This window comes from Erythrobacter donghaensis, assembly GCF_001557325.1.
In the GTDB taxonomy this organism is placed as follows: Bacteria; Pseudomonadota; Alphaproteobacteria; order Sphingomonadales; family Sphingomonadaceae; genus Erythrobacter; species Erythrobacter donghaensis_B.
Genome location: NZ_LSJS01000149.1, coordinates 1 through 13,962, shown reverse-complemented (window position 1 = coordinate 13,962; position 13,962 = coordinate 1). Strand labels below are relative to the sequence as shown.

The following is a 13,962-nucleotide window of genomic DNA, read 5'->3' as shown; positions in this document are numbered from 1 at the left end:
GCTGCTGGTCGCCCGCCTGTGGCCGCGCCGCTGGCCCTACCTGATCATGTTCACCACCTGGCTCGGCCTCTCCGCGCTGGTCTGGGAGCGGTGGGGCGCGGCGCTTTAGCCCGCCTTCCGCGCGTCCAGCCAGTGCGCCGCGCGCACGCCGAAGGTGATCAGGAAGGGCACCAGCACGAGGCTCAGGAACACCTTGGCCAGCACCTGCCCGATCAACAGGTCGGTGATGTCGAACTCGCCATAGAAGGCAAGGGTGATGAAGATCACCGAATCGACCGCCTGCGAAAGCGCGGAAGCGATCGCCCCGCGCACCATCAGCCCGAGCGTCGATTCGCCCTCTCCGCTGCCGCGCAGGCGGTCGAAGATCCAGATGTTGAGCAGGAGCGAGGTGATGTAGCTCGCCGGCCCCGCCATCCACACGCGCCAGGTCGACTGGTGCACGCGCTCGAAGGCAGCGAGGTCATCGGGGCGGAAGGCGAGCATCTCGGAAGACGCGGGCAGCGCCAGCACCAGCTGCATCAGCAGCGCCGACAGGCCCAGCGGCAGGAACCCCCACCACACGATCCGCTTGGCCGCCTCGCGCCCGTAGAGCTGCGAGAGCGTGCTCGAGATCACCACCAGCAGCAGGAAGGGGAAGATCCCGCTCTCGACCGACAGCGCCGTCGGCCACAGCTGCACCTGCTTGAAGGCGAGCACGCCGGCCAGCACCGTCATCCCGCCATAGAGCAGGGTGTAGACGAACATCCCCAGCGGCATCGAAACGCCCGCGGGCGTGGTGGCAGCGAAGGGGGCGGCGGCCGGAACGGCAGGGGCGGAATTGTCCATCGCAAGCGTGCTACCCAGCGAATGCCCAAAAGAAAAGCGGCCGCGCGGCCTGTCCGTGCCGCTTACCCGCAGGCTTGTGACGGCGCGCCCGCGCATCCGGCTTGCCAGAGCCTTCGCAAACTGCCACGCCAGAACGACTTGGGCGCGGGACGGGGTGATCGCGCCGGGGATCGGGTCTTTCTGAAGCATCGAAGGAATTGTCGCAGCCGTGAACGGAAGTCTCACGTCCTCCCTGCTGAGCCTCGCCGGGGTGCTCGCCATTCTCGCCATCGCCTTCGCGCTGTCCTCCGGACGGCGGCACATCAATCTGCGCGTCGTGAGTTCGGCCTTCGCGCTCCAGGCGGTCACCGCACTGGTCGTGCTGCGCACCGATGCGGGCGTGACGGTGATCGGCGGACTTTCCAGCGGCGTGATCGCGCTGCTCGATTTCTCCAAGGTCGGGATCACATCGGTGTTCGGGCCGATGGAGAACAACCCCTTCGCCAACACCTTCGTGATCGCCGCGCTGCCGGTGATCGTGTTCTTCGCCGCGATCGTCTCGATCCTCTATCACCTCGGCATCATGCAGCGGCTGGTGCGCTGGGTGGGGGGCGCGATCGGGTGGATCACCGGGATCAGCAAGGTCGAGGCCCTGGGCGCGGCGGCGAACATCTTCGTCGGCCAGTCGGAAAGCCCGCTGGTGGTGCGGCCCTATCTGGCCGCCCTGAGCCCCTCGGGCCTGTTCACGCTGATGGCGGTGGGGATGGCGGGGGTCGCCGGCACGATCCTTGCCGCCTATGCCAGCTTCATCGGCGCCGAGGCCGTGCCCTTCCTGCTCGCCGCCGCCTTCATGTCGGCGCCCGGCGGGATCCTGATGGCCAAGATCATCATGCCCGACGACCCGCAGAAAGGGCCAGGCTATGATGGCGCGGTCGCCGCGGCCGCGGTGGCGCGGGCGCGCGGGCGCCCCAATACCCTCACCGAGGCGACGCGCGTGGTCATGTATGACGAGAACGGGCAGGAGGTCGAACTCCCCCAGGCCCGGATCAGCGCGGTCGGCCCGGCGGCGATCCTCGAGGGCGGGCTCAAGACCGACGAGGTGAGCGCGGCCGAAACCTTCGAAGAAGGCCAGCGCCCCGCCAACATCATCGAAGCGGCCGCACAGGGCACCCAGACCGGGGTCAAGCTGGCGGTCGCGGTCGGCGCCATGGTGATGGTGTTCGTCGCGCTGGTGGCGCTCGCCAACGGCATGCTCGCCGGGCTGGGCGGGGGGATCGTCCAGCTCGCGGCCGGGATCGGCGCGCCGCTCGATCCGGCGACCGCGGCGTGGTTCGAGGGCCTGAGCTTCCAGAAGCTGCTCGGCTACCTGTTCGCGCCCGTGATGTACCTGATCGGCATCTCCGACTGGAACCAGGCGCAGATCGCGGGCGGATTGTTCGGCACCAAGATCGTCCTCAACGAATTCGTCGCCTTCATCGACCTCGGTCAGATGCAGGCGGGAGAGCTGACCCAGCGCAGCCGTGCGATCATCACCTTTGCCTTGTGCGGTTTCGCCAATTTCTCCTCGATCGCGATCCAGATGGCGGTGACCGGCGGGCTCGCACCCAACCAGCGTCCGGTGATCGCCAAGCTGGGGCTGAAGGCGCTCGCCGCGGGGAGCCTCGCCAACCTCATGAGCGCGGCGCTCGCCAGCCTGTTCCTGCCCTACTGACGCCCCTCCGGCGCCGTGCCACAACCTCTTGGCAGCCGCGCCCGCACGGGTGTAAGGGCGCGGTCATGATCGACATCGCCTCCGTAAGCCTCGCCCAGCCGCTCGAAACCATCGCCGACGAACTCGGCCGCAGCTTTGGCGAATATGGTTTCGCCGTGGTTCGCGACCACGGCATTCCGCAAGAACTGATCGACGAGGCCGAGCGGGTGTCGAAGGCCTTCTTCGCCCTGCCCGACGAAGTGAAGCGCGCCTACAAGATCGCAGGCGGCGGCGGCGCGCGCGGCTACACTCCGTTCGGCACCGAGAAGGCCAAGGACGCCGAGGTGTTCGACTTGAAGGAGTTCTGGCACGTCGGCCGCGACCTTCCGCAAGGCCATCCGCTGAGCCCGTTCATGGCGCCCAATGTCTGGCCGAGCGAGGTCGAAGGCTTCCGCGAGACGATGAGTGCGCTGTTCGCCGCCTTCGAGGTCGCGGGGGGACGGGTGCTCGAGGCGATCGCGCTGCACCTCGGCCGCCCGCGCGATTTCTTCGCCAAGAGCGTGGAGGACGGCAATTCGGTGATGCGCCTGCTCCACTACCCGCCGCTCGCCGAGGGCGCGCCGGAGGGCGCGATCCGTGCGGCGGGGCACGAGGACATCAACACCATTACGCTGCTGCTGGGTGCCGAGGAGGCGGGGCTCGAACTGCTCGCCAAGGACGGGCAGTGGCACGCGATCGACGTGCCGGCGGGCGCGCTGGTGATCAATGTCGGCGACATGCTCCAGCGCCAGACCAACGGCAAGCTGCGCTCGACCACCCACCGGGTGGTCAACCCGCGCGGGGAGGCGGCGCGGCGGGCGCGCTATTCGATGCCGTTCTTCCTCCATTTCCGGCCCGATTTCCTGATCGAGCCGCTGCCCGAATGCGTGGGCGAGGACGCCGCTGCCGCGCCCGCGCCGATCACCGCGCATGATTATCTCATGCAGCGCCTGCGCGAGATCAATCTGGTCTGAACCGGGTCTCCTGGGCCTTGCAAAGCCCTTTCGGATAAAATCGCTGCGGCGTTGCGGCAATGCAACACCGCGGCAAGGAAGCGCCGGAAATCCGTAGGTTTTCGGGGCGCGGCGAAAGGTCTTGGCAGTGATTCCGCGCGGCCCCTGCGCGCGAGTCACGAAATCGTCACAGAACCGTCGCTTTGGCGCAAGCGTTCAGGCCTAGGGCCGCCCGCAATACGCATTTTCTCTCTCCACTGTGACCAGGGGCTTTCATCCATGAAGCTTAAGTATCTCCTCGCCGCGAGCATCGTCAGCCTCGCCGCGACCACCACGATCGCAACCCCCGCCTTCGCGCAGGAAACCACCTCGTCGGTTCGCGGCGACGTCACCGACCAGAACGGCGCGCCGATCGCCGGTGCGACCGTGACCGTGACCCACGTCCCCTCGGGCACCACCTCGACCCAGACCACCGACGCCGCCGGCAGCTTCAACGCGGCCGGCCTGCGTCTGGGCGGCCCCTTCCTCGTCGAAGTTTCGGCCGACGGTTATGAAATCGCCTCGCAGGAAATCGGCTTCCTGACCGCCGGCCAGGCGCAGCGCATCAGCGTCGCGCTGGTCGAACAGGGCCAGACCATCGTCGTCACCGGCGCCCGCGTCCGCTCGGCGATCACGCTCGCGACCGGCCCCGCGACCGTGCTGACCGCCCGCGACATCGCCGGCGTCGCCAACGTCCAGCGCGACATCCGCAACCTCGCCGCGCGCGATCCGCTGGTGACGCTCGATGCCACCAACGGCAACGCCATCAGCATTGCCGGGCAGAACAACCGCTTCAACCGCTTCACCGTCGACGGTGTGGCCTTCGGCGACCCCTTCGGGCTCGAATCCGGCGGCCTCGTGTCCTCGCGCGGGCCGGTGCCGCTTGACGCGATCGGCGAATTCTCGGTCGAGACCGCGCCGGTCGACATCCAGCAGGGCTTCTTCCAGGGCGGCGCGATCAACACCCAGCTCAAGTCGGGCGGCAACCGCTTCACCTTCCTGGGCGGCGCCTACTACCAGAACGACGATCTGCGCGGCACCCGCGCGCGCGAACTGACCCGCGTCGGCTCGTTCGAATCGCAGATCTACACCGCGCAGGTCACCGGCCCGATCATCAAGGACAAGCTGTTCTTCGCGGTCACCTACGAGCGCACCCGTGACACCGTCCCGTCCGACGTCGACCCCACGCAGCTCGGCCTGACCGATGCCGATATCAGCCAGATCAATTCGATCGCCAGTTCGGTCTACAACTTCGACACGCTCGGCGTTGCCAACGACATCGTCGAAAGCGACGACAAGCTCGTCACCAAGCTCGACTGGAACGTCGCCGACGGTCACCGCCTGACCGCGACCTACATCTGGAACGAATCCTCGCTGCTCGCGGGCCAGACCGGCACCGGCCAGATCACCGCCGCCAACCCGACCTACAACCTGCTGTCGAACAACTACACGCAGGGCGCGGTCAACCACTTCGGCATCCTCCAGTCGAACAACCAGTGGTCGGATAACTTCTCGACCGTGCTGCGCGTCTCCTATGCCGATTACGTGCGTCTCCAGGTGCCGATCGGCGGCAACCGCGATTTCGGCCAGTTCCTGGTGTGCCTCGACCCGACCAACCCGACAGTCGCTCCCGGCAACTCGGCATCGCAGTGCTCCCCCGGCCAGCAGCGCCTCCAGTTCGGCCCGGACATCAGCCGTCAGGCCAACGAGCTCGACAGCCAGTCTCTGGCGATCGAGTTCGCCGCGACCCTCAAGGCGAACAACCACACCCTGAAGTTCATCGCCGAGCGTCGCCGTCAGGACGTGCGCAACCTCTTCGCCCAGCGCGTTTCGGGTGCGTGGTACTTCGACAGCATCGCCGACCTGCAGGCCCAGCGCGCCAACAGCCTCGACATCGCCGTGCCGCTGCGCGGCGGGATCGACACCGTCACCGCCGACTTCCAGAACAACAGCTGGACCTTCGGCCTGTCGGACACGATCGACGTGACCGACACCCTGACGCTGGTCGCCGGGGTGCGCTACGACCTGTTCGACTCGCCGGATCGTCCGTTCTTCAACCAGGACTTCCTCAACCGCTTCGGCTTCACCAACACCTCGACCCTCAACGCGCGTGACCTGTTCCAGCCGCGCTTCGGGGTGAACTGGGCGCCGACCGATCGCCTCCAGATCCGCGGTTCGGCGGGCCTGTTCGGCGGCGGCAGCCCGCTGGTGTGGATCTCGAACAGCTATTCGAACCCCGGTCCGACGCTCGGCCGTGTCCAGGTCAACCGCGTGCCCGGCACCGGCGGCGCTCCGGACACCTTCACCATCACCGGCCTGAGCCTCACCCCCGAGCAGCGCAACGCCATCGGCGCGGCGACGCTCAATGGCGTCACCGGCGGCACCGGCCTGCCGCAGTCGCTGATCGATGCGATCCGCACCGCCGGCACCGCGACCGCGCCGACCAACGCGATCGATCCGGACTTCGACGTGCCCTCGACCTGGCGCTTCGCGGCTTCGGTCGATTACGAAGCCAACCTCGGCAGCTTCCTGGGCGACGGCTGGAACTTCGGCGCCGACGTGATCTACTCGAAGGTCAACAACGCGCTCGAGTGGACCGACCTGCGCTCGGTGCCCAACGGCACGCTGCCCGACGGCCGCGTCCGCTACACCGCGCTCGCCGGTCAGGACATCAACGGCCAGAACACCGACATCCTGCTGACCAACACCGAATTCGGTGACAGCTGGAACCTCGTCGCCCGCTTCAACAAGCGGTGGGACGCGGGCTTCTTCCTCAACGGCTCCTACACCTATCAGGACGTGTCCGATCAGAACCCCGGCACCTCGTCGGTCGCCTTCTCGAACTACACCAACACGGTGGTCGGGGATGATGCGAACTTCTCGGCACAGGGCATCTCGAACTACCAGCGCGACCACCAGTTCCGTCTGGGTCTCGGTTTCGACGGCGAGATCTTCGGCGAGAACAACACCCGCGTCGAGTTCTTCTACAACGTCCGCTCGGGCCAGAGGTACAGCTACGTCTTCAACGACCCGACCGGCGGTGCCTTCCGTCCGGCGGTGCTCGGGGTGCAGGGCCGCAGCCAGCGCGGTCTGATCTACGTGCCCAACGTCAGCAGCCCGACGGCCGACCCGCGGGTGGCCTATGCCCCGAACTTCGACTTCATCGGCTTCCAGAACTTCATCCTGAATTCGGAGCTGAAGGAGTATCAGGGCCAGATCGCGCCGAAGAACATCGCCAAGACCCCGTGGGTGCACAAGCTCGACCTCGCGGTCCGTCAGGAAGTGCCCTTCGTGTTCGGCGGCAAGATCGAGTTCTCGGCGGAGATGGAGAACGTCCTCAACTTCATCGACAAGGACTGGGGCACGATCCGTCAGGTCGGCTTCCCCTACGCCGCGCAGGTGGTCAACGTGACCTGCCTCACCGCGCCGCAGGGCACCCCGGGCTCGGCGACGGCCACCGCCGCTCAGCCCTGTGCGCAGTACCTCTACGCCAACCGGTCGGGCAGCAGCTTCACGCCGCCGGTGGAAGCGACCCAGATCAACGGTTCGCTGTGGGGCGTCCGCTTCGGGGTGCGCGTCAAGTTCTGATCGCAGCGATCAGTCGGAACAGACGAGAGGGCGGCCCGGCAGCGGGCCGCCCTTTTGCTTTGGGCATCCCCCGCCGCCGGGGCACGGGCCGGGGATGCGGCAGCAGGCGCTCCGTCCCGGGCGGGACGGGGCGGCGGGGCATCTGTCGGCATGTCGAGGAGCCCGGCCGGCGCGCGCGGGCGCAGGCCTCTTCGCGCTCAGCCCCGGCGGGCAGAGGCGGCGCTTGGTGCGCTGTCCGCTTCGGCTTCGGCGATCAGCTGCTGCGCGAGCGCGGCGCAGGTGGCCGCATCCTCGCCGGTGACCAGCGCCCGCTCGAGCGCCGCTGCGGCGAGGCCCAGTGCCGGTTCGCCGAACATCGCCGCCGTGCCCGCGAGCTTGTGCAGCAGCCGCGGCAAATCGCCCGCGCCGCCGTCGCCGCGCGCGCCGGCCAGCGCCAGCGAGCCGTCGGCGAGCCGCGCCGCAACGGCCGCGATCGCCTCCAGCCGCCGCGCCTGCCAGCGTGCGACCAGCCGCGGCGACCGCGCCAGCGCCGTGGCGCGCGCGGTCGGATCGGCGATGCGCGCAGGAGCAGGCACGCTCCCGCCGAGGCCGATGCGCCCGCCCGTATCCGCAGCCCCGCTCGCGTGCCCGGCCTCGACGATCCGGGTCGGCAACCAGCGTTGCAGCGCACGCGCGAGCTGGGCGAAGACCACCGGCTTGGCGAGATGCCCCTGCATCCCCGCCGCGCGCGCGGCGGCGACATCTTCGGGATAGGCATTGGCGGTGAGGGCGATCACCGGCAGCAGCCCGGGCCCGATCCCCTCGGCCCGGATCGCGCGGGTCGCGGCCAGCCCGTCGCAATCGGGCATCTGCACGTCCATCAGCACCAGATCATAGGGCCGGCCGCGCATCACCGAATCGATCACCATCGCGATCCCCTCGTTCCCGTCATGCGCGACATCGACCTCCTGCCCGCAGCGTTCGAGCATCTCGGTCACGAGCAGGCGGTTGATGTCGTGATCCTCGACCAGCAGGATGCGCGCGGGCGCAAGCTCGGCACCGGGGGTGTCGGTCTGGTCCGCTCCCGGCTCGCCTGCCAGCGGCGGCGGCGGTTCGGCGAGCACCGGCGGCGTGGCCGGGGGGGCGAGGGCGGCCGGCAGCACCAGAGCAAAGCACGAGCCTTCGCCGGGCGTGCTCTCGACCTCGATCCGCCCGCCCAGCAGCGCGGCCAGCTGGCGACTGATCGAGAGACCGAGCCCGGTGCCGCCATAGCGCCGCGCAGTGCTTGCCTCGGCCTGGGTGAAGGGGAGGAAGATCGTCTCGAGCTGGAGCGGGCTGATCCCGATCCCGCTGTCGGCCACGGTCACGCGCACCTCGGTGCGGGTGACGCGGTAGCTGACCGTGATCGCGCCCGCCTCGGTGAACTTCACCGCATTGCCGATGAGGTTGAGCATGATCTGCCTGAGCCGCAGCCCGTCGGTCAGCACCCACGGCGGGCGCGCTTCGGAAAAGCGGCAGTCGGCATCGCCGTCGCATTCGCAGACAAGGCTGAGGCCGAGCCCCTTGCGCTCGGCGGCGGGGCGGTGGAGCGCGGCGCATTCGGCGAGGCTGGCGTGGAGGTTGACCGGCGCGCGGTCGATCGCGAACTGCCCGCTCTCGATCTTGGAGAGATCGAGCACATCGTTCAGCAGCATCATCATCGAACGGCCCGATTGCACGATCAGCTCGGCATAGCGGCGCTGGTCGTGCTCGAGCTCGCCCTGGAGCATCAGCTCGGCGAAGCCCAGCACGCCGTTCATGGGCGTGCGGATCTCGTGGCTCATGTTGGCGAGGAATTCGGACTTGGCGCGCGCCGCGTTCTCGGCATGGCGGCGTGCGCGGGTGAGCAGCAGTTCGAGCTCGACCCTTTCGGTCACGTCGCGCGCGGCAACCACCACGGCATCGGGCGCGCCGGTTTCGGGATGGCGCACCAGCGCGCAGTCGGCCTCGAGGAAGACGGGCGAGCCGTCGGGCGCATCGGCGAAGCGGCGATAGGTGACCCGCTCGCGCTCGCTCTGTCCGGCGAGCAGCCGTTCCATCGCCTGCTGCGCGCGGGTCTGCGCTTCGGGGTGGAGCCGGGCCGAAGCGTGGCGGCCGAGGAAGGTCGCGGGCGGCACTCCCATCACCTCGCCGACCGAGGGCGAGGCGTAGGTGCACATGCCCGCGAGATCGAAGCGCAGGATCGCATCGGAGATGTTGTCGGCAAGCAGATCGACCTCGCGCTTGCCCGCCTCGAGCCGCGCCATCATCCGGTCGCGCCCGGCGAGGATCGCGGCGACCGGGAGCCCGGTGAGGAAGTTCGCCGCGATGAAGGCCTGGAGCAGGTGCAGCTCGGCAATCACCCCCCCGGAGGCCGCAATCGGACCCGCGCCCGCGAAGGTCATCACGCCCGCCACCACCGCGACGCCGGCGACATTGAGCGCGCTTCCGAGGCTGCCGAGCCGGAAGGCGTGGAGCAGGGTCACCGGCTGGATCAGGAACATCAGCGGATAGTGGGTCTGGTTGAACACCAGAAAGGCGCTCACCATGCCCCCCACGAGCAGCGTCGCGCTTTCGAGAGTGCCGGCCGGCGGCGGGGCGAGCCGGTTGCGCAGCCGGTCGGCGAGCAGCAGCACCGGCGGCACGATCAGCACCATCGCCATGCTGTCGGTCAGGAACCACACCAGAGTCCCGGCGCGCAAGCTGTCCAGGTCGCCGTCGAGCACCGGCACGATGAGCACCGCCGAGACCAGCGGGCCGACGAGACCGCCGGCCCACACGAAGCGCGCCAGATCGGCGAGCCGTGTCATGTCCGGCTCGGCCCGCCCGGCGATGCGGGTCAGCGCGAGAACCAGGACGATCTCGACGATGTTGGCGAGCGAGAAGACCAGCGCCACCGGATCGGGCACCCGGGCGAGCGCATTGGCAGCAAGGCTCGCGGCGAAACAGGCGGCGAACAGCGGCAGTTCGTTGCGCACCCGCGTGCGCAGCAGCAGCGCGACGACGCAGGCATTGGGCAGCCAGATCGGGCTGACCGTATCGCCTTCACGGGCCAGCACGAGGCTGAGGCAGGCGGTCACGAGATAGCCCGCCCCCGCGATCAGCGCGGCGGCGAGGCTGCGGCGGTCGAGCGGGCCGGTCGCGATGCCGGACCGGCCCGGCCAGTGGCGCAGCGCCGCCAGCAGCGCGCGCGCCTGCACGCGCACCCGGCGCCGTGCCGATCCCGTCGCCGCCGCGCGCGCGGATGTGGCCCGGCTTGCCGGGCGGCCGAGGGAACCGGACGCCGAAGAATGGGATGCGAGCGGATCGGATGCGGCGCCCTCGGACGCGGGCGCGCCTGCAGCGGACGCGCGCGTGCGCGCCGGATCCCCGTCATGCGGGGAGCGGTCGTCATCGGCATCCGGCGCATCGCTGCCCGGGTGCTGCTCGTGATCCAGTGCGCGCTCGATCGTGTGCGCTCCATCGCCAATTGCTGCGCGGCTGTTATAAGCCTCGCGCAAGGTTTGCGGAGACAACCGCATCCGAATCCGACCAATCTGGAGCGGGCAGCCGGACGGCATGGCAAGCGGACAACTCTACAGCGCGCAGAAGCGCCGGCTGCGCTGGCCGGTGGTGGCGGGGCTGGTGGTCCTCCATGCCGCCGCGCTCTATGGCCTCGCGCGTGCCTTCGCGCCCGACATCACCGCCTCGGTCGAGCGGCAGGTGGTCGCGGCCTTCGACATCGCCGCGCCCGAGCCTGCCCCGCCGCCGCCCGAGAACCGCGCCGAGCCGGACGAGGGGGCGCAAGGCGCGCCGGGCCGCGAGGCGGTGGCAAGGCCGGTCGCGGCAGAGGTGCCGCAGCGGCGGCTCAAGGAGGATGTCGTCCTGCCCCGTGCCTCCTCGACCGGCACGGCGAGCCGCTCGGGCGGGGCGGCGGCGGGCGAGGGCACGGGCGCAGCGGGGAGCGGCACCGGCACCGGCAGCGGCAATGCCGGGAGCGGGCGCGGCGGGGTGGCGGTCTCCAAGCCGGTCCACATCTCCGGCACGATCGACAATGCGCGCGATTTCCCCGTCCCTCCGGGCGGGCGCGAGGCGCGGCGCGGCACGCAGGTGATCGTGCGCGTCACCGTCACCCCCGAGGGCCGCGCGCGCGACTGCGCCATCGTCCGCCCGAGCCCCGATCCGCAAGCCGACCGCATCACCTGCCAGCTGGTCGAAAGCCGCCTCGGCTTTCGCCCGGCGACGGACGCGAGCGGCAATCCGGTCGCAGCGCCCTTCTACTGGCGCCAGCAGTGGTTCTGAGCCGCGCCCGGATGCGCGGCAGATGCGGCTGGACGAGCACTTGGCAGTGGCATCGCGTCTTCCGGCTGATATAGCCCGCATCAGCACGAAGGGGGCTTTGCGAAGGTGTCGGTGATCCATCCGGTTATTCTGTGCGGCGGCAGCGGGACGCGGCTGTGGCCGGTGAGCCGCAAGGCCGTGCCCAAGCCGTTCCTCCCACTGGTGAGCGAGGAGACCCTGTTCGAGCAGGCGGTGCGCCGCGTCGCGGGTGACGATCGCTTCGCTGCGCCGATGGTGGTGGCAGGCGCCGCCCATGCCGACCTCATCACCGCACAGCTTGGGCAAACGCCCGGCGCGCGGCTGGTGATCGAGCCGGCCGCGAAGAACACCGCCCCGGCCATCGCGCTCGCCGCCGCGCTGCTGCCCGAGGACGCGGTGATGCTGGTCTGCCCGAGCGACCACCACATCGCCGACAGCGCCGCCTTCCGCGCCGCCGCGCTCGCCGCTGCGGCGCTGGCGCGCGAGGACTGGCTCGTCAGCTTCGGCATCGCCGCCGACCGCCCCGAGACCGGCTACGGCTACCTGCGGCGCGGCGAACCGCTCGCGGGCGGCTACGCGATCCGGCAGTTCGTCGAGAAGCCCGATCTCGAGCGTGCGCGCGAATATCTCGCCAGCGGGGAGTATTCCTGGAACGGCGGGATCTTCGCCTTCCGTGCCGGGCACCTGCTCGCCGAGCTTGCCGCCCACCGCCCCGAGATGGCGCGGCGGGTAGCCGAGGCGGTCGCCGGCGGAAAGGAAGAGGGCGCCCGCTTCCATCCGGCGCCCGAGCCTTTCGCCGCGATCGAGGGAGACTCGATCGACTATGCCGTGATGGAAAACACCGCCCGCGCGGCGATGGTCCCGGCCGACATGGGCTGGTCCGACATCGGCAACTGGGCCGCGCTCGCGGATGCGCTTGCGGGCGAGGCGGACGCGGGCGGCAATGTCGCGCGCGGGCGCGTCGACCTTGCCGCCTGCCGCGATGTCTTTGCCACCACCGATGGCCCGCGCATCTCGGCCGTCGGCCTCGAGGGCGTGTGCATCATCGTCTCGGGCGGCGAGGTGCTGGTCACCACGCGCGTGGGCGCGCAGGCCGTGGGCAAGCTGCCCGGGGCGGTGAACCAGTGACCGCACGCCAGCTCCCGACGAAGATGGTCGAGAAGGTCTGGGGCCGCGACACGCTGCCCGCGCCCTTCGCCGCGCCTGCGGGGGCACGGATCGGCGAGATCTGGTTCGAACCCCCGGTCGAAGTCCCGCAGGTGCTGGTCAAGTATCTGTTCACGAGCGAGAAATTGTCGGTTCAGGTGCACCCCTCCGATGCCACCGCCATCGCAGGCGAGGCGGGGAAGGAGGAGTGCTGGCTGGTGCTCGATGCCGCGCCCGATGCGCGCCTCGCGATCGGGTTCGAGCGTGAGGTGACCGCTGCCGAGATCGAAGCGGCAGCGAAGGACGGCACCATCGAAGACCTGCTGACCTGGCACCCGGCGCGCCCCGGCGACCTGTTCTACCTGCCGGCTGGCACGGTCCACGCGATCGGGCCGGGCCTCGCGCTGGTCGAGGTGCAGCAGACCAGCGACACCACCTTCCGCCTCTACGATTATGGCCGCCCGCGCGAATTGCATCTGGAGCGGGCCCTGGCTGTCGCTTCGGGGGCTCCTTACGCGGCACAGCACAAGCGTTCGATTGCCGCCGGGCAGGTGCTGGTCGATGGCCCGCATTTCCGGCTCGACCGCGTCGAAGGCGCGCCCGATGCGGCGACGCTCGCGGACTACCGGGGCGCGCTGCTGGTGCTGCCGCTCGCAGGCGAGGTGGCGGCGTGCGACGGATCGGCGCGGGCGGGCGCGGGGGAGTGCCTGGTGGCGGACGGGCTCGCCAGCCTCGATTTCGGCGCGGCGGAAGTGACCCTGCTCACCCGGGCGGCGTGATGTCCCCGCAATGTTTCACGTGAAACATTTACAGAACATCGCTATTGCCCCCGCAATAGCTCACGCGCCGACCAGCAACCTTTCGATCTCGGTCATGCCGAAGGGCTTGCGCAGCACGGCCTCGGCGCCGAGTCGCTCGAACTGGCCCGTTCCCTCGGCATAGCCCGTCGCCAGCACGAAGCGCACGCCCGCCGCGCGCAGGGCATCGGCGATCGGTCCGGAGCTTTCGCCGCCGAGGTTGAAGTCGATGATCGCGAAGTCCGGCGGATCATCGGCGATTGCCGCGAGCGCGCCGGTGACCGAGCTTTCGAGCCGCACTTCGGCAACCCCGAGGCGCTTCAGGTTCTCCTCGGTATCGAGCGCGATGATGATCGAATCCTCGACCACCAGCACCCGCCGGGGCGCATCGGGGGGCAGGCGGTCGGCGCGCATCGGATCGGGCGGGGGTGCGGGCAGGCGGCGCCAGTCCGCATCAGGGGCGGCAAGATAGCGCGCCGGGATCAGGAAATCGGCCTCGACCCCGGCCAGCCGGTAGCGCACGTCGGCCTCGCCCTGCAGGTCGTGCGGGATCGAGCGGGTGATGATGGTCGAGCCGAAACCGTGGCGCGTCGGCGCGGTCACCGGCGGG

General features: G+C 69.8%; 8 protein-coding genes and 1 pseudogene. 6 read left to right on the top strand and 3 right to left on the bottom strand.

The annotated features are described in order from the left end of the window. Positions 1-105: 105 nt before the first annotated feature. The gene (locus tag AX692_RS08140; RefSeq protein WP_073973159.1) at positions 106-825 is read right to left on the bottom strand and encodes a queuosine precursor transporter; all 720 of its coding nucleotides are present in this window, start codon (positions 823-825) and stop codon (positions 106-108) included. 208 nt (positions 826-1,033) lie between these two features. Between AX692_RS08140 and AX692_RS08135 the strand changes: the two genes are divergently transcribed. The 3 genes from AX692_RS08135 to AX692_RS08125 all read left to right on the top strand — a co-directional run bounded on the left by AX692_RS08135 (position 1,034) and on the right by AX692_RS08125 (position 7,113). Continuing rightward, positions 1,034-2,515, top strand: a complete 1,482-nt coding sequence (locus tag AX692_RS08135) for a NupC/NupG family nucleoside CNT transporter (protein ID WP_230959535.1) — start codon at positions 1,034-1,036, stop codon at positions 2,513-2,515. Between the two features lie 65 nt (positions 2,516-2,580). Beyond that, positions 2,581-3,507 (top strand): isopenicillin N synthase family dioxygenase, encoded by a 927-nt coding sequence (locus tag AX692_RS08130; protein WP_073973160.1) that lies wholly within the window; start codon positions 2,581-2,583, stop codon positions 3,505-3,507. Positions 3,508-3,765: 258 nt separating this feature from the next. Next, positions 3,766-7,113 carry a TonB-dependent receptor gene (locus tag AX692_RS08125; protein ID WP_073973161.1) on the top strand — a complete coding sequence of 1,116 codons (3,348 nt, stop codon included), beginning with the start codon at positions 3,766-3,768 and terminating at the stop codon, positions 7,111-7,113. 197 nt (positions 7,114-7,310) lie between these two features. On the opposite strand, the gene AX692_RS08120 is transcribed toward AX692_RS08125, so the two are convergent. Continuing rightward, entirely contained in the window at positions 7,311-10,610 is a 3,300-nt protein-coding gene (locus AX692_RS08120; RefSeq protein ID WP_073973162.1) for an ATP-binding protein, read from the bottom strand. A gap of 58 nt (positions 10,611-10,668) precedes the next feature. On the opposite strand from AX692_RS08120, the gene AX692_RS08115 reads away from it, so the two are divergent. The 3 genes from AX692_RS08115 to AX692_RS08105 all read left to right on the top strand — a co-directional run bounded on the left by AX692_RS08115 (position 10,669) and on the right by AX692_RS08105 (position 13,334). Beyond that, on the top strand, positions 10,669-11,391 hold the full coding sequence (locus AX692_RS08115) for a TonB family protein (RefSeq protein ID WP_073977631.1): 723 nt from the start codon (positions 10,669-10,671) through the stop codon (positions 11,389-11,391). A 105-nt stretch (positions 11,392-11,496) separates the two neighbouring features. After that, complete coding sequence (locus AX692_RS08110) at positions 11,497-12,537, top strand: mannose-1-phosphate guanylyltransferase (protein ID WP_073973348.1); 1,041 nt, start codon at positions 11,497-11,499, stop codon at positions 12,535-12,537. Positions 12,538-12,560: 23 nt separating this feature from the next. Next, positions 12,561-13,334, top strand: a complete 774-nt coding sequence (locus AX692_RS08105; RefSeq protein WP_073973347.1) for a class I mannose-6-phosphate isomerase — start codon at positions 12,561-12,563, stop codon at positions 13,332-13,334. Positions 13,335-13,394: 60 nt separating this feature from the next. Here AX692_RS08105 and AX692_RS08100 read toward each other — a convergent pair. Further along, positions 13,395-13,962 (bottom strand): annotated as a pseudogene (locus tag AX692_RS08100) (response regulator); the annotation flags it as partial.